Source organism: Streptomyces sp. NPDC019396 (assembly GCF_040632375.1).
Lineage (GTDB): Bacteria > Actinomycetota > Actinomycetes > Streptomycetales > Streptomycetaceae > Streptomyces.
The window spans coordinates 25,645-47,573 of record NZ_JBEYBS010000017.1 but is presented as its reverse complement, the minus strand read 5'-3'; the positions used below and the strand labels follow the sequence as shown (position 1 = coordinate 47,573).

Annotated in this window: 4 protein-coding genes; 2 read left to right on the top strand and 2 right to left on the bottom strand. The window is 72.4% G+C overall.

The genetic code is table 11. From position 1 onward, the window contains the following. Positions 1 to 102: 102 nt before the first annotated feature. Positions 103 to 312: an MbtH family protein gene (locus ABZ532_RS20335; RefSeq protein WP_361285234.1), complete on the bottom strand. Its 210-nt coding sequence runs from the start codon at positions 310 to 312 to the stop codon at positions 103 to 105. Continuing rightward, positions 309 to 19,415: an amino acid adenylation domain-containing protein gene (locus ABZ532_RS20330; RefSeq protein ID WP_361285231.1), complete on the bottom strand. Its 19,107-nt coding sequence runs from the start codon at positions 19,413 to 19,415 to the stop codon at positions 309 to 311. The genes ABZ532_RS20335 and ABZ532_RS20330 overlap by 4 nt, the downstream gene beginning before the upstream one ends. Before the next feature lie 399 nt (positions 19,416 to 19,814). Between ABZ532_RS20330 and ABZ532_RS20325 the strand changes: the two genes are divergently transcribed. Further along, positions 19,815 to 20,789: an iron chelate uptake ABC transporter family permease subunit gene (locus ABZ532_RS20325; protein ID WP_361285508.1), complete on the top strand. Its 975-nt coding sequence runs from the start codon at positions 19,815 to 19,817 to the stop codon at positions 20,787 to 20,789. Positions 20,790 to 20,792: 3 nt separating this feature from the next. Further along, entirely contained in the window at positions 20,793 to 21,905 is a 1,113-nt protein-coding gene (locus ABZ532_RS20320) for an iron chelate uptake ABC transporter family permease subunit (protein WP_361285228.1), read from the top strand. Positions 21,906 to 21,929: the final 24 nt, after the last annotated feature.

The following is a 21,929-nucleotide window of genomic DNA, read 5'->3' as shown; positions in this document are numbered from 1 at the left end:
CGGAAACGACACCGGAACGGTGCCGGAACGGTGCCGGCCAGGGCGGGCGAGCGCCCGCGGCCGGCACCGCTTCCATTTGCCGGAGCTCGGCCGACCCTGAGGTCAGCCGTCCATCGCCTCAGCGAGGCTGCGCGGCCGCATGTCGGTCCAGTGAGTGTCCACGTAGTCCAGGCACTCCTGCCGGGCGGCAGGGCCGTGGACGGTCCGCCAGCCGGCCGGTACGTCCACGAAATCGGGCCACAGGCTGTGCTGGTTCTCGTCGTTGACGAGCACCAGGTAGGTGCCTTCGGGATCTTCGAACGGGTTGCTCATGCGCTGCCCCTCCTCTGCGTGTCAGCCTTCGTATCCGGTGTGTCCGTTGTCGCCTGCGCCCATTTGACCAGACCTCGCAGCGCCCGGAACCAGGTCCCGGCAAGCTCCTCGACCGTCTCGCGCGCCAGCAGCCCCTCCGCGTAGGCCCAGTGGGCTGCGAGCACCGGTCCCTCCGGCCGGTCCTCGGTCACCACGTTGATCTCCAGCGCGTGGTCCTGCCGCATCGCGGGCCCGGGGCCGATGTCCGCGTCGTCCTCCTCGGGGGCGTACGACCAGTCCTTCTCCTCAGGGACCCCGAACCGGCCCAGGTAGTTGAACTCGATACGCGGTGCGGGGTGATCCGCCAGGACCTCACGGGTCTTCGGGTTCAGATGCCGCAGCAGTCCGAAGCCCCTCCCGCCCGAGGGCAGCGACGCCAGATGCTCGCGGACCCGGCGCACCGCCTCCTCGGCGGCCGGCCCGCCCGCCATCGCGTCGGCGGGATCGGCCGCCCCGATGTCGAGCCGCACCGGGAACACACTGGTGAACCAGCCCACGGTACGGGAGAGGTCGACGCCGTCCCCGGACAGCTCCTCCTCGCGGCCGTGCCCTTCGAGGTCCACCAGCACGGAGGTGTCCGGCCCTCCGGCCGGCCCGCGCCGGTCGGCGAACGCCAGGGCGAGCCCCGCCAGCAGGACGTCGTTGACGCCCGCCCCGAAGCGGGCGGGCACCGTCGACAGCAGCGGTCCCGTGTGCTCGGCGGGAAGCCGCAGGGCAAACTCCCGCACGGTCGCGTTGGTGTCGCGGTCCGGTTCCGCTTCGCGCAGCAGCGGGAGCGGCTGCGCTCCACCGCCGTCCAGTACCTCCGTCCAGAGAGCCAGTTCGGCCTCGCACCGCGGGGCCAGGGCCCGGTCCGCCAGTAGCCGGGCCCACCGTGCGAACGACGTCTCCACCGGGTCGAGCCGCACCGGCCGCCCCGTGGACACATCCCGCCAGGCCGCCGCGAGGTCGGGCAGCAGCACCCGCCAGGACACCCCGTCCACCACCAGGTGGTGGGCCATCAGCAGCAGCCGTCCCGGCACACCGCCCCCGTCGAACCACACCGCCCTGACCATCACCCCCGCGTCCGGGTCCAGAAGCGAGCGCGCCGCCAGCGCGTGCTCACGGACGACGCGGCCCAGCGACCCGGCGTCGAGTCCGGACACATCCACCCGGTCGATCCACGCCCCGGCGTCCACGGCACCGGGCGGTGGGACATGCATCGACCAGTCGCGGGTGCTCTCGTACGCCGGCCGCCTCAGCGTGGCCCGCAGCATGTCGTGCCGGTCGGCGAGGGCCTGGAGCACCGCGGTCAGACCCGGCAGGTCGAGCGCGGCCGGAGTGCGTACGAGCGCGGCCTGGTGGTACGTCGCGATCGGGCCGCCCAGTTCGCGCAGCCAGTGCATCACCGGGGTGAGCGGCACGGTGCCCGTCCCGTCCTCCGCGGACCGGACGGCGGTGGCGTCGACCGCTTCGGCGACGGCGCTCAGGGCCGCCACGGTGCGGTGCCGGAAGACCAGCCGCGGACTGATCCGCACGCCCGCGGCGCGGGCCCGGCTGACGAGTTGCATCGCCACGATGCTGTCGCCGCCGAGCGCGAAGAAGTCGGCGTCCACGCTCACGCGTTCGAGACCCAGCAGGTCCGCGAACACCGTGCAGAGCGCCTCCTCGCGTGCGTCGCGTGGCGGGCGGCCCGAGGACAGCGCCGAGAAGTCGGGGGCCGGCAGCGCACCCCGGTCCAGCTTGCCGTTCGCCAGCTCCGGGAACCGGTCGAGCGGCACGACGGCGGCCGGGACCATGTGGTCCGGGAGCAGGGCGGCGACATGGGCCCGCAGTTCCGAGCCGTCCACGGTGGCATCCGCCAGGGGCACCACATAGGCCACGAGGCGTCCTAGCCCGTTTTCCCGTTGGAGCGTCACCAGGGCCTGCCCAACGGCTTGATGCCTGCTCAGTGCCGACTCGATCTCAGCTGGTTCGACACGGAATCCGCGGATCTTGATCTGGTCGTCGGCGCGCCCGAGGAAGTCGACATGCCCCTCGGCGGTCCAGCGGGCCAGATCACCGGTGCGGTACAACCGCGAGCCCGGAGCGCCGAACGGGTCGGCCACGAAGCGTTCGGCCGTCAGCCCGGGGCTGCCCAGGTAGCCGCGGGCGAGGCCGCCGCCCGCCAGGTAGAGCTCGCCGGTCACACCGGGGGGCACCGGCCGCAGCAGACCGTCGAGCACATATGCCCGGGTGCCCGCCACCGGACGCCCGACGAGCGGGCGTTCCCCGCCGCCCACCCGTGCCACCAGCGCGTCGACGGTCGACTCGGTCGGCCCGTACAGATTGAACACCTCGGTGCCACGCAACGATGCGAGCCGCCGCCACAACGCGCGCGGCACCGCTTCCCCGCCCACGCCGACGACCGCGAGCGGGCACGCGTCACCGTCGCCCGTCAGCAGCCCGCTCTCCGCCATCTGCGCGAAGAACGACGGGGTCACCTCCAGGAAGTCGAAGCCGTGCCGGACGACCGCGGCGGTGAGCAGTTCGGGATCCCGCCGCACCTCGTCGGACACGATGTGGACGCAGTGCCCGTCCAGAAGCCACAACTGCGGCTGCCAGGAGGCGTCGAAGAAGAACGACCAGGCGTGTCCCGCCCGCAGATGCCTGCGGCCGGTCGCCGCGACGGCCGGCGCGTACAGCGTCTCGCGATGGCTGTGGAAGAGATGGCCCAGCGAGGCGTGGGTGACCACCACACCCTTGGGCCGGCCGGTGGAGCCGGATGTGTAGATCACATACGCAGGGTGGTGCGGGCTCAACGGACCGGTACGCTCCGCGTCGCCGAACCCCGCACCGTCCTGCGCGGCGATCCGCTCGGCGGTGGCAGGGTCGTCCAGCACCAGCACCGCCGTCTCAGGGGGCAGCGCACCGGCCAGTGCGCCGGTGGTGAGGCTGAGCAGCGGCCCGGCGTCACCCAGCACCTGCGCGGTGCGCTCCAGCGGTGCGTCGGGGTCGAGCGGCAGATACGCGGCACCGGCCTTGTGGACGGCGAGGACCGCCTCCATGAACAGCACGGTACGCGGCAGGGCCAGGGCCACGATTCGCTCGGGACCCGCGCCCAGCCCCATCAGCAGGCGCGCCAGGCGGTTGGCACGGGCGTCGAGCGCCGCGTAGCTGAGCTCGATCCCGTCGGAGGCCACGGCGGGTGCGTCCGGCCAGCTTCGTACGCAGGCGTCGAACAGGGCGGGCACGGTGGTGGGGGAGGCCGGGAGCGTACGGCTGTGCCAGCCGCCGTGCAGGGCCTGCCGTTCGCCTGTGCCCAGGATCTCGATGTGTCCGATGCGGGCACCCGGATCGGCGGCGACTGCCCGAAGGAAGCGTGACAGCCGGTCCGCGAGGGAACGCGCCGTCGCGGGGTCGAACAGGTCGGTGCTGTACTCCAGTACGCCGTCCACCCCGGCGCCGTCGGCGCGTTCGACGAAGTCGAAGGAGAGGTCGAACTTGGCCGAGCCCTGCGCCACGTCCTCCTGCCGGGTGAGCAGCCCCGGCAGAACCGGCGCCACGGTGTCGTCCCCACCCGCCGCGAGATACACCACCATCACCTGGAACAGCGGATGGCGGGCGAGCGACCGAGCCGGGTTGACCGCCTCCACCAGCCGCTCGAACGGCACGTCCTGGTGGTCGAAGGCCGCCAGGTCGGTTGTCCGCACCCGGGCCAGCAGTTCGCGGAAGGACGGGTCGCCCGACGTGTCGGTGCGCAGCACCAGGGTGTTCAGGAAGAACCCGACCAGATCCTCCAGCGCGTCGTCCGTGCGGCCGGAGATGGGACTGCCGACGGGGATGTCGTGCCCCGCGCCCAGCCGGGTGAGCAGTGCCGCCACCGCGGCCTGGATCACCATGAACACACTGACACCGTTCTCGCGGGCCAGCCGCCGCAGATCCGCGGCCAGCCCGGCGTCGAGCGAGAGGTCCGCGCTGCCGCCGCGATGGCTCGCTTCGGGGGGACGCGGCCGGTCGGTGGGCAGTGGCAGTTCCTCGGGCAGACCGGCGAGCGCCGCTCGCCAGTAGCCGATCTGACGTGCCGCGAGACTCAGGGGATCCCGCTCTTCCCCGAGCACGTCCCGTTGCCAGAGCGTGTAGTCGGCGTACTGCACGGGCAGCGGCGCCCAGCCCGGGGCACGGCCCTCCTTCCGGGCGGCGTAGGCGAGCGCCAGGTCGCGGTGCAGCGGACGCTCCGACCACTCGTCGCCCGCGATGTGGTGCAGTAGCAGGAGCAGCGTCCACTCACGCTCAGCCGTACGGAACAGATGGACGCGCAGGGGAGGTTCACGGTCCAGCTCGAATCCGTAGGCCCCCGCCTCGGCCAGCCGGCCGGCCAGCCGCTCCGGGGAGACGTCCTCCACCGCGAACGGGACGCGTGGCCCGTCCGAGTCCAGGATCCGCTGGTAGACACGGCCGCCCTCGTCGGGGAACACCGTCCGCAGCGTCTCGTGCCGCTCCACCAGGTCGTGCACGGCGGCCCGCAGGGCACCGGGATCCAGGTCGCCCGAAAGCCGCCACGCCGTGGGGATGTTGTATGTGGCGCTTGGCCCCTCCACGCGGTAGAGCACCCACAGCCGCTGCTGCGCGGAGGAGAGCGGCAGCCGCTCCGGGCGCGGCCGTACGGTCGGCGCCGGCCGGCCCCCGGGGCCGTACGCGTCGCCCGGTGCCGGACCGGCGAGCCGTGCGGCGAGACCCGCCACCGTCGGAGCGTCGAACACGGTACGCAGGGACACCTCGGCACCGAGCACCGAACGGATCCGGGACACCAGCCGCATGGCGAGCAGGGAGTGCCCGCCCAGCGCGAAGAAGCCGTCGTCGATGCCCACCACCGGTACGTCGAGTACGGCGGCGAACGCCTCGCACAACAGCTCCTCGCGTGGCGAACGGGGCCCGCGGCCGGCACCCGCCGCGGCGAAGTCCGGTGCGGGAAGCGCCCTCTCGTCGAGCTTGCCGCTCACCGTGCGCGGCAGCAGCGGCACCGTGACGAAGGCGGCGGGCACCATGTGCGGGGGCACGGCCGCCGCCACACGCTCGCGCACACCCGCGGGATCCGGAGCACGGTCCCCGGCCGGCACGACATACGCCACCAGCCGCGGGACGCCCGGGGTGTCCTCACGTACGACCACCGTGGCCACCGACACCCCCGGGCACCCGGCGATGACCGCCTCGACCTCACCGGGCTCGATCCGGAAGCCGTGCAGCTTCACCTGCGCATCGGCGCGCCCCAGGAACTCCAGTGCACCGTCACGGCGACGCCTGGCGAGGTCACCGGTGCGGTACATCCGGCTGCCCGGTGCACCGAAGGGGTCCGCAGTGAAGCGCTCGGCCGTCGGCCCCCGCCGGTTCAGATAGCCACGGGCCAGTCCATGCCCGGCCAGATACAGTTCGCCCACCACTCCGACGGGCACCGGCCGCAGCCGGCCGTCCAGGACGTGGGCGCGCACATTGCCGAGCGGCCCCGCCCACGGGCCGCTGCCGTCCGGAGCCCGGCCGTGCCGCCCGTAGGCGTCCACCGTGCACTCCGTCGGCCCGTACAGATCGTGCGCCTGTACGCCGGGCAGCGCGCACAGCCGCTCCCACAGCCCGTCCGGGACGGCCTCACCGCCCACGACGACCACCCTGGGCACCTGCCCCGCGTCGGAGAGGAAACCATGGTGGACGAGCTCGCGGAGATAGGTCGGCGTGACGTCCAGCAAGTCGATCCGCTCGCGTTCCAGCAGCACCGGCAGTGCGGCGGGATCCGATATCGAGGCCTCGTCGGCGATGTGCAGTTCGTGACCGGCCAGCAGCCACAGCAACGGGTCCCAGGAGGCGTCGAAGCTGAACGACGCGGTATGGACGGCCCGCAGCCGATCACGGCCTGCCGCCCGTACCGCGGATGCGATGAGACCGTCGCGGTGCGCCGCGAACAGGTTGCTGAGTCCGCGGTGGGTGCACACGACACCCTTGGGAGTGCCCGTTGAGCCCGAAGTGGAGATCACATAGGCCGCGTTGGACGGGGCGGGGGCTGTGAACGGGGCGTCATCCGCCGGGTGACCGGGCTCGTCGAGCAGGACGCGTACGCAACCCTCCGGTAGTTCCGCGGAAAGGGCCGCGGTGGTCAGCACGAACAGCGCGCCCGTGTCGCGCAGCATGAACTCCAGCCGCTCGCTGGGGTACGCGGGATCGAGGGGAAGATACGCGGCCCCCGCCCTGAGCACTCCCAGGATCGCGGGCACCATGAGGTGCCTCGGCAGCGCGAGGCCCACCACCGCCTCGGGGCCCGCGCCCCGGCGCCGTACCAGCCGCGCCACGGCGTCGACCCGTGCCGCCAGCGCACGGAAGGTGAGACGCTCGCCCCCCGCGACCAGCGCTGGGGCGTCCGGCATGGCACGGACCGTGTCGTCCAGGATCTCCGGTACGGAACGGGTCTCCACCGGCCGGTCCGTGGCGTTCCACGTCGTAGCCCGTGCCGACTCCTCTTCGTCGGTGAGCACCCGCAGTCCGCTGACGGGCCGCGCGGGGTCGGCGGCGACCTGCTCCAGGAGGCCGACCAGCCGTACGAGCAGAGCCGCCGCTGTCTCCTCGTCGGTCAGCTCGGTGGCGTACTCGAGCAGCAGGGCCATGTCACGGCCAGGACCGTGATCGACCACGGTGAAGTCCAGATCGAACTTGGCCGTGCCCGTGTCCATGTCCCACCACTCGGTGGGCAGCCCGAACAGGTCCGGGTCCCCGTCCGGCCGGTGGTGGTAGCCGAGCATCACCTGGAACAGCGGATTGCGGTCGGCGGCCCTGACGGGGTTCACCGTCTCCACGACCCGGTCGAACGGCACGTCCTGATGCTCGAACGCGGCGAGGGCCGCCTCCCTGACCCGGCCGAGCAGCTCCGCGAAGACCGGGTCACCGGAGACGTCCGTGCGCAGCACGAGCGTGTTGACGAAGAACCCGACGAGGTCGTCCACCGCGCTGTCGGTGCGTCCGGCGATCGGTGTGCCGAGCGGGATGTCGTCGCCCGCACCGAGCCGGTGCAGCAGGGCCGCCGTGGCTGCCTGGAACAGCATGAACATACTGATCTGATGCGTGGCCGCCAGCTTCCTCAGGACGGCCGCCGAAGCATCCGGCAGCGTCGTACGCACCACGGCGCCCCGGCCCGTCACACGCGCCGCACCCGGCCTGTCCAGCGGCAGGGGAATCTCTTCGGGCAGCCCGTCGAGCGTGCGTGCCCAGAAGGCCGACTGGTGCTCCCCGACCTCCGCTAGCAGCCGCTCCTGCCACAGTGTGTAGTCGGCGTACTGCACCGGCAGCGGCGTCCACCCGGGTGCTTCACCCGCGGCCCGGGCCCGGTATGCGTGGTCCAGATCGGTGAGGAACGGCCGGTCCGACCATTCGTCGGTGGTGATGTGGTGCAGCACCAGCGCCACCACCCGGTCCTCCGGACCCAGTCGCAGCACCTCCACCCGCAGGGGCAGATCCGCACCCAGGTCGAAGGGGCGGCGCTGCGCGTCCGCGATCCGTGCCGCCAGTTCGGCCTCCGGGCAGTCCGCCACGCCGAACTCCGGCTCGGCCTCGCCGGCCGGGACGATCCACTGGTGCGGTTCGCCGTCCACGGCCACGAAACGCGTACGCAAGGACTCGTGGCGGTCCATCACGTCACGGGCGGCGGCCCGCAGCGCGTCCAGGTCCAGCTCGCCTCTCAGCCTGAACACCAGCGGGAAGTTGTACGCGACCCCGTCTCCGGTGATCCGCTCCACCAGCCAGAGCCGCCGCTGGGCCGCCGACAGCGGAATCAGCTCGGGGCGCACTGCGGGCTCCAGGACGGGCCGGACGGGCCGCGCCGCCGCACCGTGCTCCACCCGCAGCGCCAGCGCCTCGGGTGTGGGCGCCTCGAACAGATCGCGGATCGCCAGCTCGGCTCCCAGCTCCGTGCGGGCCCGGCTGATCAGCCTGGTCGCCAGCAGCGAATGGCCGCCCAGATCGAAGAAGTCGTCCTCCGCGCCGGTGCGGGGGAGGCCCAGCACCTCAGCGAAAAGGCGGCACAGCGCCTCCTCGACCGGAGTGCGCGGACCGCGTCCCTCAGACAGGGCCACCGCGGGTTCGGCGTCGGGCAGCGCCGGGACGTCCAGCTTGCCGTTGTCGTTCATCGGAAGCGCGGGCAGGACCACGAAGGCCGCCGGCACCATGTAGGTCGGGAGCCGCCGGCCCAGGTCCTCGCGCAGCCGGCGCGCGAGTGCGCCATTGCCCCGGTTCGCGGCAGGGGAGTTGGCGTACGGCGCCGGACCGCGGTCCCCGTGCGGGCGGTACAGCCCCGCCGTGCGCCCGTGGTCCGTACCCCGGACGAACACGGCGTCGTAGAAACCTGGTTCATCCGCCCAGGTGGTCAGCGCACGGTAGCCGTACCGCGCGCCCAGGGCGCGCAGCTCGTCGGGCTCCACACCGGCCGCTACGGCCCGGCGGGGCCGATGCCCCGCATCCGCCTCCCGCAGCATGGCGAGATCGCCCGCCGTCCTGGGGTCGGGCACCCGGTGCACCCGCAGCCGGTCCGCTCGCTCCCTGGACCCGTCGAGACGGGCGGCGAGGCCGGCGAGGTCGCCGTGTCCGGTCCAGTCCAGCACCGGGGCGTCGTCGAGCCGCAGCACATCCGCCGCGTCGCCGCACGGCTCGTACAGGACCACGTCGTAGCGGTACCGCGTCAGTTCGTTGTGGTGTCTGCCGTCCTTGGTCCGCAGCTCCACACCGGCGCCCAGGGTGGTGAACCAGTCCGGATCGACGAGCAGCTCCTTCTCCAGGGCGATGCCCCGGTCGACGGCCCGCCGCAGCACTGCGGGTGCGGGGTGATCGGACGCCCGCGCGGCCTGGACGCCGGCCTGGAACACCCGCGCCTGCCGCAGATCGCGGATGTCCCCCAGGAACAGCGTGCCGCCCGGCGCCAGCAGTCCCATCGCACCGCGGATCACCCCGCGCAGGTACTCCAGGCTCGGGAAGTACTGCACCACTGAGTTGATCACGATCGTGTCGAAGGACCCCGTCGGCAGCCCCGCCGTCTCGTCGGCCGCCTGGCAGCGCAGTTCCACCTTCCGCGCCAGCTCCGGAGCCGACGCGAGGTCCTCACCCAGCTTGCGGATGACGGGCGCCGCGAAGTCCGTCGCCCAGTACGACTCCACGTCAGGGGCGAGCCGGGACAGCAGCAGACCTGAGCCGACCCCGATCTCCAGGACATGGCGCGGCCGCAACCCGCGGATGCGCCGGACCGTCGCCTCCCGCCACTCGCGCATGTGCTCCAGCGGGATCGGTGCGCCGTCGTACGAGCTGTCCCAGCCGGCGAAGTCCTCGGCGAACAGCGCCGTCCCGATCTCGGTGTACTCGGCCGCGTAGAACTCCCGCCACTCGCCGACCTGCTCGCGCTCCGCCGCCGCCCGCGCCCGGGCGTCCGGTTCGGCCGGGACGACATAGCCCACCAGCCGCCGTGTGCCGGGCGCGGACTCGTCGTCCCGTGCGACCACGGCCGCCTGGGCCACTCCGGGGTGCCGCACCAGAGCGGTCTCGATCTCACCCAGCTCCACCCGGTGGCCGCGGATCTTGACCTGGTCGTCCGTGCGCCCGAGGAAGTCGATGTTGCCGTCCGCGCGCCTGCGCACCAGGTCACCCGTCCGGTAAAGGCGTTCCCCCGGTCTGCCGTACGGGTCCGCCACGAACCGCTCGGCGGTCAGTCCGGGCCGTCCGAGATAGCCGCGGGCGAGCCCCGTGCCCGCGATGTACAGCTCACCGGCCACCCCGTCCGGCACCGGCCGCAGCCAGGTGTCGAGGATCCGGGCACGGGTGGCGCGGATCGGGCGGCCCACGGTGGGGCTCTCGCTGTCCCCGGTGCCGCCGCCCAGGGCGTTGATGGTGTATTCGGTGGGCCCGTAGAGGTTGTAGCCGTAGGTCCCCTCGGTGTCCCGCAGTGTGCTCCACACCGCTTCGGTGACCGCCTCCCCGCCGAGCAGCACCAGAGGGGGGCGGTGGCCGTCGAGCAGCCCCTCCTCGAACAGCAGATGGGCGTAGGTCGGCGTCACGTTCACGACGTCGACACGGTGCTCCTCGCAGTACGCCACGAGCGCGATGGCGTCACGGCGCAGTTCCTCGTCGCAGATGTGCACCTCGTGTCCTTCGACGAGCCACAGCAGCTCCTCCCAGGACATGTCGAAGGCGAACGACACGGTGTGCGCGATGCGCAGCCGCCGGCCCCCGGTAGCTGCGACGGCCGGGGCGAAGATCTCCTTCTGGTGGTTGAGCTGCATGTTCGTCAGCCCCACATAGGGGGTGACCACACCCTTGGGGCGGCCCGTGGAGCCCGATGTGTAGATCACGTACGCCGGGTGGTCCAGGCTGAACGACGTCCGCACGGCGCTGTCCGGCAGCAGGGCCAGTTCGGCGGCCACCGCCGGATCGTCGAGCAGCACACGCGGGGTGCCGTCCGCCAGGCTCCGCGACACCGCCGCCGTCGACAGCAGGAGCAGCGGACGCGCGTCGGCCAGCATCAGGGACAAGCGCTCGGCAGGATGGTCGAGTTCGAGCGGCAGATACGCGGCACCGGTGCGCAGCACGGCGAACAGCGCCACGACCATGTCCGTCGAGCGCGGCAGGCCGAGCGCGACGACCTTCTCGGGCCCGGCGCCGCGGGCGATGAGCAGCCGGGCCAACCGGTTGCAGCGCCCGTCCAGTTCGGCGTACGTCAGCGTCGTGGCGCCGAAGACCAGCGCCGTCGCGTCCGGTGTCCGCTCCGCCTGGTCGGCCAGCATGTCCGCGACGCTCCGCCGCGGCACCGGCTGCCGGTTCGACTGCTCCGCCCGTGCCAGCGCGGCGGCCTCGGAGGCGAGCAGTGGATCAAGCGACCCAACCGCCGCACCGGGTGCCGCGACCAGCCTGCCGGTGAGCACCACGAACCGGTCGAGCAGACCTTGCGCGCGGTCCCGGTCCAGCAGGTCGGGGCGGTGGGCCAGGGTGACGAGGACCTGTTCACCGGGCGTGACGATCAGGTTGGCCGGGTAATGGGTGGCGTCCACGTTGGCGACGGCGGTGGCGCCGTACCGCTCGCGAAGCGCGGCGAGCCGCTCCTCCGTGTCGGCGTTGCGCAGCACGAACAGTGTGTCGAACAGCCGGCGGTGACCCGTCTCGGCCTGGAGCACACCGAGCCCCAGGTACTCGTAGGGCATGACGTCCATCCGCTCGGCCTGCACACGGCGCAGCAGATCCAGGACCCGCTCGCGCGGATCGAAGACCAGGCGTGCGGGCACGGTGTTGAGGAAGAGACCGATGACATGCTCCACGTCCGGCACTTCGCTCGGCCGCCCGGCCACCGTGGTGCCGAAGACGACATCGCTGCGGCCGGTCGCGCTGGCCAGGACCAGGCCCCAGGCGGTGTTGAGCACGGTGTTGAGGGTCAGCCCGTGGCCACGTGCCAGTGTGCGCAGCCGCGCGGCCGTGTCCGCGTCGAGTACGGCGTCCAGGAGCTCTGGGACCACCGGGTCGGGGCCGCGGTCGGACACCGCGGGCACCAGCAGCGTGGGCTCCTCGAGTCCGGCCAGGGCGGCGCGCCAGGCACGGGTCGCCCGTGCCTCGTCCTGGCCCTCCAGCCAGGTCAGGTAGTCCCGGTACGATCCGGGGCGGTCAAGGCCCGCGGTGTCGCCACCGTTCTCGTAGAGCGCGAACAACTGGTCGAGGAACAGCCAGGCCGACCAGCCGTCCCAGAGGATCAGATGACGCCCGATCACCAGCCGGTCGCTCAGCCCCTTGCCCCGCCGGATCAGAAGCATCCGCAGCAGCGGAGGACGCGACAGATCGAAGCGCCGGGACCGCTCCCGGTCCATCAACTCCCGCAGTTCCTCTTCTTGCTGACGAAGCGGCACACCCGTCAGGTCCACCTCGGAAAGAGGAACCTCCACCTCGTGCACGAGGAACTGCACCGGTCTGCGCTGCCCCTCGGTCGTGAACCCGGCACGCAGACTCCGGTGGCGGGCGAGCAGGGTCCGGGCGGCGACACGAAGCCGCTCGGCGTCCACCGTCTCAGCGAAGTCGAAGGACTCATGGACCGTGTACACGTCCAGGACACCGTCGTACGCCGAGTGGAAGAACAGGCCCTCCTGCAGCGGGGCGAGTGGCCACACGTCCTCGACACACCCCGGGGCGAGCCGTTCGACGCGCTCCCGCTCCTCGTCCGTCAGGCTGAACGCGGCGGAGGCCGGGACGTGGTGGTTCCCATCCGCCAACGGCACGCTCGCGGCCGCCGCCGCGAGCGCCGCGGGCGTGCGGTGCTCGAACACGTCGCGCGGGCCGATCGCCAGACCCGCGCGACGGGCCCGGCTGCACACGGCGATGGAACTGATGCTGTCCCCGCCGAGCAGGAAGAAGTCGTCGTCGGCACCGACCTCTGGTTCCCCCAGCACCCCGGCGAAGATCTCCGTCAGCGCCCGCTCCCGCTCGTCACGAGGGGCACGTGGCGCCGCCCGCAGGGCCTTCGGCGCGGGCAGCGCGCCCCGGTCCAGCTTGCCGCTGGGGGTGAGCGGCAGGGCATCGAGCACCACCCACGCGCCGGGCACCAGGGCGGTGGGAAGAAGACCCGCCAGGGCGTTCCGCAGCTCGCTCACGTACGAGCCGTCGTCGTCCGCCGGTGCGGCGGACGACGGGACCGCATAGGCGACGAGTACCCCGTCCCGCACGGTCACCGCGGCCTGGTCCACGCCGGGTAGGCGTACCAGCGCGGCCTCGATCTCGCCGGGCTCGATGCGGTTGCCGTGCAGCTTGACCTGCCGGTCGGTGCGGCCGAGGTACTCGACCGCCCCGTCCGGGCGCCGTCGCACCAGATCGCCGGTGCGGTACATCCGGCCGCCGGGTGGCCCGAAGGGGTCGGCCGTGAACCGCTCGGCGGTCAGCGCGGGCCGGGCGTGGTAGCCGCGGGCCAGCTGGACACCGGTCAGATAGAGCTCTCCCGGCACCCCGTCGGGCACCGGCCGCAGGCACAGGTCGAGCACCCGGAGACCGGTGTTCCACACCGGCCGCCCGATGGGCACACTGGGGCCGCTCGCACCCTCCTCCGCTGGATCGAAAGGCTGGTACGTCACATCGACCGCTGCTTCGGTGGGACCGTAGAGGTTGTGCAGCGGCACTCCGGTCCGTGCGTGCCAGCGGTGCGCGGCGGCGCGCGGCAGCGCCTCACCGCTACTGAACACCCGGCGCAGCGAACGGGACCAGGAAGGGGTGGCGGCGACCTCGTCCGACCGCAGAAATGCCGCAAGCATCGACGGCACGAAATGCATGGTGGTGATGTGCTGCCGCTGGACGAGCCCGGCGAGGTACGCGGGGTCGCGATGTCCGTCGGGCCGGGCGAGCACGACAGCGGCGCCCTCCACGACGGGCCAGAAGAACTCCCACACCGAAACGTCGAAGCTGGACGGCGTCTTCTGGAGCACCCGGTCGTCGGCGCGCAGCCCGTAGGCGCCCTGCATCCAGGCGAGCCGGTTGAGTACGGCCCGGTGGGTGACGACCACACCCTTGGGACGTGCCGTCGACCCGGAGGTGTAGATCAGATAGGCAGGGTCGTCGGGTCCCGCCGCAGCTCTCTCGTGTGCGGTCCCGGCGACCGGCTCCGCTCCGGCGAGGGGCCCCGGCCCGTCGACCGTCCCGTCACCTGCGGCATCGAGCAGCAGCACCGTCGTGCCCGTGCGCTCCGGCAGCCGGTGCGCCGACGCGGACAGGGCCAGCACGGTCGTGGCGCCGGAATCGGCGAGCATGTGCGACACACGGTCGGCCGGGTAGTCCGGATCGATCGGGAGGTACGCGGCCCCCGACTTCAGCACGCCGACGAGGGCCACCATCAGCTCAGGCGACCGGGGCACCGCGACCGCGACGAAAGCACCCGGGCCGGCGCCGAGCCCCCTCAGCCGGACTGCCAACGCCTCGGCCCGTACGTCCAGTTCGGCGTAGGTCAGGTGCTGCTCCTCGTAGACCACGGCCAGGGCTTCGGGACTGCGCGCAGCCTGGGCCGCGAACGCGGCTGCCAGCGTGGTGGACGCGACGGCACGCTCCTCGCCGGCCTGGTGGGCACGCAACGTCTCGTCCGGCGAGAGCAGTTCGACGGTGCCGACGGGCCGTGCCGGATCGTCGGCGAAGGCTTCCAGCACACGGACCAGCCGGTCGCCGATGCCACATGCGGTATCGGAACCGATCCTGCTCCCGTGGTACTTGAGCCGCAGATCCAGACGCTTCCCCGGCCGTGCCACCAGGGCGAGCGGGTAGTGGACGGTGTCGTGGAACTCGTCACCGGTGATGCGTACGCTGCCCGACGGGTCGGTCAGGTCCGCCGCCGCGGGATAGTTCTCCACCACCAGCAGGGTGTCGAAGAGTTCACCGGAGCCCGCGTGCCCGGCGAGCCGCTGGAGCTCGGCCAGCCCCAGGTGCTGGTGGTCGAGCAGCCGTGCCTGCTCGTCCTGGAGGCGGGCCAAGGTGCTTCCGAGGGACTCTCCCGGCGCCCAGCGCAGTCGTGTCGGCAGGGTGTTGATGAACAGGCCGACCATCCTGTCGATACCGGCGACATCGCCGTCACGGCCCGAGACCGTGGTGCCGAACACCACGTCGTCGCGCCCGGTGAGCCGCCCGAGCAGCAGCCCCCATGCGGCCTGCAGGACCGTCCCGAGGGTCACCCCCCGAGCTCGTGCCCGCTCACCGAGACGCGCGGTGGTCCGCTCGGGCAGCTCGATCCGGACCTGAGCCGGGCGTACCGGGCCGCCTGTGGAAGGGCCGTCCACCAGACGGGTCGGCCCCTCGAGCCCGGCGAGCGCGGCACGCCAGGCCTCGCGCGCGGCATCCCCGTCCCGCTCGCGGAGACTCCGCAGGAAGTCGCGGTACGGAGTGGCGGGTTCGAGTGAAGGCGCCGACACGCCGTAACCCGCCAGCAGTTCACGATGCAGTACCGGCAATGACCATCCATCAGCCACGATGTGATGGAACGTCAAGATGAGTCGCATGCGGCTCGCACCGAGACGGATCAGTGCGCAGCGCAGCAGCGGAGGCGCGGCCAGGTCGAATCCGCCGTCCCGCTCCTGGGCGGCCACCGCCCGGCTCAGGGACTCTCTGGCCTCCTCGTCATCGGCGGAGAGATCGACCTCTCGCCACGGCAGCTCCACATCCCGGGCGATGAGCTGTACGGGTGAGCCGTCCGACCGCTGCCGGAATGCCGCCCGCAGCGGCGCATGGCGGTCCAGCAGCAGCTGTGCCGACCTCCGCAGCTCCGCACCGCGGACCGGGCCCTCCATCTCGAGGACCTGCTGGACCACGTACAGGTCGCCATCCGGTCCACTGCTCAGCGCGTGGAAGAAGAACCCCTTCTGGAGTGGGGTGAGAGGGAGCAGCTCCTCGACCGGGAGCGGGTGCGCGCCCTGGACGTCGGCGAGCTCCGCCGCGTCCGGTTCCCCGAGTGCCGCTGCCTCGGAGGCCGCCGTCGCTCCGGCACGGTCCGCTGCCGCCGTCGCGAGTGCCTCGACCGTCCGGTGCCGGAACACATCCCTCGGGGTGAGCCGTACGCCGGCTTCCCTCGCCTTGACCAGCAGCTGGATCGCGGTGATGCTGTCGCCGCCGAGAGCGAGGAAGTCGTCCTCCGCGGTGACGGACCCCAGCCCGAGCACCTCCGCGTACAGCCGGGCCAGCAGCCGCTCACGAGCCGTGCGTGGCGGACGGCCGGTACTCATGGCCGCGTAGTCCGGCACCGGCAGCGCCCTGGCATCGATCTTGCCACTGGGGGTCACCGGAAGGACGTGCACGGGGACGAAGGCGGACGGCACCATGTAGTCCGGCAGCCGCTCGGCGACATGCGCGCGGAGCGTCCGCATCAGGGCGCCCGTGTCACGGAACGGCGCCGGACGGTTGGCGCGCGGGTACGCTGCCGCGGTGCGGTAGAGCCCGTCGATCGGGCTGTCCGGCGGACCTCCGCGTACGAAGACCGCGTCGAACGCCCCGTCGTCGGCGTTCCCGTTCCACGTCAGGGCCGTGCGGCAGCCGTGGTGCGCGGCCAGGACGCGGAAGTCCTCCGGGTCCGCGCCGGGGGCGGCCGCGCCTGCGCTGCCCTCCAGCCCCCGTAGATCAGCGAGGTCTTCGGTGAGACGTGCGTTGGGCACACCGGTGACACGCAGCCGCGGTGGGCGCTCACCGAGGAGCCGGCCCAGCCCCGTGAGATCCCCCGCCTCCGCCCAGCTGACTTCCCGCTCCGGGGGCGTGTACCGGATCAGCCTTCCGGGGCGCAGGACGACGTCGTACCGGTAGCGGCTGAGCTCGTTGTGGTGTGTGGCGCGCTTCAGCCGGATCTCGGCGCCGAACCCGTCGAGAGTGGCGAAGAAGTCGGGATCGAGGAGAAGTTCACCCTCCCACCGCACCGACCGCTCGACCGCGGTGCGCAGCGCGCTCTTGTCGCTGTCGTCGCCCCCGGCCCCGTACGGCCCGGCGCGCCGGGTCTCCACCGCCGCCCGCAGTGTGCGCAGCAGCCGCAGATTGCGTACGTCGCCGAGGAAGATCCGGCCGTCCGGAGCCAGCAGCGGAGCCACTTCGCGCAGGACGTCGACGAGGTACCCGGCACTCGGGAAGTACTGCGCCACCGAGTTGAGGACGACCGTGTCGAAGTGTCCGGCGGGCAGCCCTTCCGTGTCATGCGCGGGCCGGGTCAGCAACTGGACCCTTCCGGCGAGCGCGGGGTCGGCGTCCACGCGCGCGCGCAGGGCCGCGACCGCCGCGTCCGAGAGGTCGGTCGCCCAGTAGCTGTCGCAGCCGGGAGCCAGCCGGGACAGGATCAGCCCGCTGCCCGCACCGATCTCCAGCACACGTCGGACCGGCCCCAGTTCATGAATGCTCCGGACGGTCTCCGCGCGCCACTCGCGCATCTCGTCGGCGGGGATCGGCCGGCCGTCGTACATGCTGTTCCAGCCCGCGAAATCGTCCCGCGTTCCGTCGGGGGCGGCAGCCCCGTAGAAGAGTTCGTGCAGCTCCTTCCACCCCTCGACCAGGGCGTCCCGGTCCTCGTCGCGGGGCCCGTCGAGCGCCGGCACGACATAGGCGGCCAGACGCCGCTCGCCGGGGCCGTCCTCACGGGCCACCACCGTGACCTGGTCGACGGCGGGATGACGGCGCAGCACGGACTCGATCTCGCCAGGCTCGATGCGGAAGCCGCGGATCTTCACCTGGGCGTCCGTGCGCCCGAGGAACTCCAGCCTTCCGTCGGACCTCCAGCGCACCAGATCGCCCGTGCGATAGAGCCGTTCGCCCGGTTCTCCGAAAGGATCGGCGACGAACCGCTCGGCGGTCAGCCCGGCCCGGCCGAGGTACCCGCGGGCAAGACCCGCGCCTCCGAGGTACAGCTCACCCGTGACACCGGAGGGCACCGGCCGGAGGAAGGCGTCCAGCACATACGCCCGGGTCCCGGGGTCGGGGACCCCGATCGGCACGAGGGAGCCGGTCGCGACGTCCGGATCGCACAGCCCGAGCGTGGAATTGGTGGTGGCCTCGGTCGGACCGTAGGCGTTGAACATCATCCGGCCCCGGGCATAGCGGGCCACGAGCTCGGGCGACACCCGCTCCGTACCCGCCAGCAGCGTCGCGGTCGCCGGCAGACGCACGTCGTCGGGCATCGCGGCGAGCAGGGCGGGCGGCAGGATCATGAAGGTGATGCCATGCGCATGGGCGAATTCCGCCAACGGAGCTCCGGGGAACCGCCGTTCCGCCGGGACCACGACAAGCCGGCCACCTGAGAGCAGTCCGAGGCACAGGTCCCAGAAGGCGACGTCGAAACTCGGCGAGGCGAACTGCAGCACCCGGCTGTGCGGGCCGATGCCGAACCGCTCGGTCTGGGTCGCGACGAGCTTCGCCACACCGCCGTGGGAGAGGACCACCCCCTTGGGGCGGCCGGTGGACCCCGAGGTGTAGATGACGCAGGCAGCGTTCAGCACGGACAGCGGAGCGCCAGCGTCCTTGTCCGTGGGGCCGTGTGCGGGGCGCCCCGCCAGCTCCTCCGCCGTGCCCGGCGCGTCCAGCACCAGCAGCGCCATGCCGTCCCGTCCGGGCAGCTCGCGGGCGGCCTCCTCGGTGGTCACCGTGCAGACGGGCGCGGCGTCCCCGAGCATGTACGCGATGCGCTCGGCCGGATAGTCGTGGTCGATGGGGAGGTAGGCGGCGCCGGACTTCAGCACGGCGATCTCGGCGACGAACAGGTCCACGGAACGCGGCAGGGCGAGGGCGACGATCCTCTCGGGTCCCGCGCCCCGCGCCACCAGGGCGTGCGCGAGACGGGAAGCCCGCTCGTCCAGTTCCGCATAGGTCAGCTGCTCGTACTCCAGCACCAGGGCGACGTCGCCGGGGCGGCGGCGCACCTGCTCGTCGAACATGACGGGCCAGGTGGCCGGAGGGACCGCGTGTCCGGTCGTGTTCCGGTCGACCACGACCTGCCGGTACTCGTCCGCGTCCATCAGGTCCAGCGCACCGACGGGCACCCCGGGCCGGGCGAGCGCGTCGGCCAGCAGGGTCCGGTAGTGGCGCAGCACGCGCTGCATCGTGGGGACGTCGAGCAGGCCGGTTGTACACGTCGCCCGTAACGTCCCCTCCCGTGCCTCGAGCAGCAGGTCCAGGGGCTCCGGGAGCGCCCCGGCCGGGCGCTCGGCGGTCCCGAACGCGGTGCGGATGACCAGTCGGCCTTCTCCGGCCGTCCACGCGTGCGACTCCTCGACGAGGACGCCCAGCGGCACCCGGTGTGCCTCCGCGTCCTGCCGCACCAGCTCGACCTGGTGCTCGAACTCCGCGAAAGTGGGCGCGTGTTCGAGAGACACCCGCAGCGGTATCCCGTCGTACAGCACGGTCAGATCGGTCGCACCGCCGTAGCGGTGCAGCAGCGTCAGGAACACCGCGAGCAGCACGGAGTCGGGAGCATCGGCCAGCCCGTCCAGCACGCTGGTCCGCTGTTCCCGCGTGTCGTCGTCCGTGGCCGGTGGCCGGTCCGCGGGGAGAGCGACCGCCTGTGGAAGTGGTGTCAGAATCCGTCGCCAGTAGGCCAGTGCTTCCTCGGAACCGCACACGTAGCCGTCCCTCCCCGAGCAGGTCGAGTCCCGGCGCTGGGCCGGGGGATCGGCGACATACTAAGGTAAGGGTTACCTAATTCACAGGGTGCCTACGGCTTCCCCGGAGAGGGGGGTTCCGGCCACACTTGCCCTGTAACGGACGCTGGACGAGCGGAGGTTGTGGGTGTGGGGACCCTAGGCCCTGTCCGGGCGATTCTCTCGGGCCCGCGACAACGGCTACGGCACTTCGCGGCGTTGTCGGAACCACCCGGGCTCGCCCCGTACGAGGGCGATGCTCCGCCTTGCGACGCACCGCATGCGCCGCGGGCCGATCCTCGGAAGTCGCCCGGACAGGGCCCAGGCCCGGTCCGGGCGGCAAAAGGCCCCCGCGCCGCCGTGCTCCTCCTGCTCGCCGGCATGCTGCTGCTCGTGCTCTGCGCCCTGTCGATGGCGTACGGAGCCCTCAGCGTCCCGCTCGACCAGGTCTGGGACACCCTCCTCGGCGACCCGCCCGACTCCCGTGTGTCCGACGTGATCTGGTCCGTACGCCTCCCGCGCACCGTCCTCGGCGTCGCGACGGGAGCCGCGCTCGGTCTGTCGGGTGCGCTGATGCAGGCGCTGACACGCAACCCGCTCGCGGACCCCGGCATCCTCGGGGTGAGCGCCGGTGCCGCATTCGCCGTGGTGCTCTGCGTCGGGGTGCTGGGGCTCGGCTCGGTCTACGGATACATCTGGTTCGCGTTCGGCGGAGCACTGGCCGCGAGCGTCCTGGTCTACCTGCTCGGCGGACTGGGACGGTCGGGCTCGACCCCGGTCAAGCTCGCCCTCGCCGGGGTCGCGGTGACCTCGCTGCTGTTCTCCCTCACCAGCGCCGTCGCGCTCACCGACCCCGACGCCCTCAACCGCTACCGTTTCTGGTCCGCGGGCTCACTGGCCGATCAGAACGAGCAGGTGCTGCTGGGGGTGCTGCCGTTCCTGGTGGCCGGCGGCATACTCGCCCTCACCTGCGCGCGTGGCCTCAACAGCCTCGCCCTCGGCGAGGACATCGCGAAGTCCCTGGGGCTCGGGGTCGGACTGGTCCGCCTCCAGGGGGTCGTGGCCGTCACCCTGCTCACCGGCGGAGCCGTCGCCGTCATCGGCCCGGTGGTCTTCGTCGGCCTTGTCGTCCCGCATATCGCCCGCATCCTCGCGCAGTACGCGGGCGTCGGCCCCGACCACCGCTGGCTGCTGCCCCTGTCGGCGCTGCTCGCCCCGTCCCTGCTGCTGGCCGCCGACATCGCCGGACGGCTCATCGCCCGCCCGGTCGAGATCCAGGCCGGTGTCCTGGTCGCCTTCATCGGGGGCCCGTTCTTCATCGCGATGGTACGCCGCCGCCGACTCGCGGAGCTGTGAGCCATGACCACCGACATCGCACCGGTCCCGGACAGTCAACACACGGCGGCTCCTCGACTGCACCTCGTGCGCGCCCCGGGCCGGTTCGCCTACCGGCTCCCCGTCCCACCCGTCTCCGGCGTGCTGCGACCCAGGCTGCTCGTCGTCTGTGCCGTGCTCGGCGCCGCCACCGCTGCGCTGTTCTGGGTGGGGCTCACCATCGGGGACATCCCCCTCCCGCTCGCCGACGTGCTCCGCGCCGTGGTGGGCAGCGGCGACCCCGGCACCGAGCTCATCGTCCATGAACTACGCCTGCCCCGTATGCTGGCCGGGGTGCTCGTCGGCATCGCGTTCGGCGTCTCGGGCGCACTGCTCCAGACCCTGACCCTCAACCCACTGGCGAGTCCCGACCTGATGGGTGTCACCCAGGGCGCCGGCACCGCCGTCGTCGCCGGCATCGTCCTCGGCTGGGACCTCGGTCCCGGGACCCAGATCCTGGGGCTGCTCGGGGCGCTCACCGCCGCGCTCCTGGTGTATCTGCTGGCCTGGAAGCGCGGTACCACCGGCTACCGGATCGTCCTCGTCGGTGTCGGCGTGGCCTGGATCTGCACCAGCGCCACGGACTACCTCCTCGCGCGCGGCCGGCAGTTCGAGGCCCAGGCCGCGCTCGGCTGGCTCGTCGGCAACCTCAACGGCCGCACCTGGCAGCAGATCGGCCCGCTCGCCCTCACCCTGGCGGTGCTGCTGCCCGCGGCGGTACTGCTCGGACGGCTGATGGACACACTCCAGCTCGGCGACGACATGGCCCGTGGCCTCGGCACACGGGTGCAGTCCGTCCGCGTGGCCGCGCTGCTGTGCTCCGTCGGCCTGGTCGCCTTCGGCACGGCGACCGCCGGCCCCGTGGCCTTCGTCGCGCTCGCCGCCCCGCAGATCGCCCAGCGCCTCGCGGGCACGGCCCATCCGACGCCCCTCGCCTCGGGGCTGACGGGCGCCTTCGTGGTGCTGCTGTCCGACCTGGCCGCCCGGAAGGCGATTCCCGGTACGGAACTCCCGGTCGGCATCGTCACCGGTGTGCTCGGCGCACCCGTACTGCTGTGGCTGCTCATCCGCGCCAACCGCGCCGGCTCAGGAGGCTGACAACGTGTCATCGACGTACGAGAA

Bases quoted from the DNA above. Each gene is read 5' to 3' on its own strand.
- ABZ532_RS20335 (WP_361285234.1), bottom strand. From the start codon at position 312: ATGAGCAACCCGTTCGAAGATCCCGAAGGCACCTACCTGGTGCTCGTC.
- ABZ532_RS20325 (WP_361285508.1), top strand. From the start codon at position 19,815: ATGCTGCTGCTCGTGCTCTGCGCCCTGTCGATGGCGTACGGAGCCCTC.
- ABZ532_RS20320 (WP_361285228.1), top strand. From the start codon at position 20,793: ATGACCACCGACATCGCACCGGTCCCGGACAGTCAACACACGGCGGCT.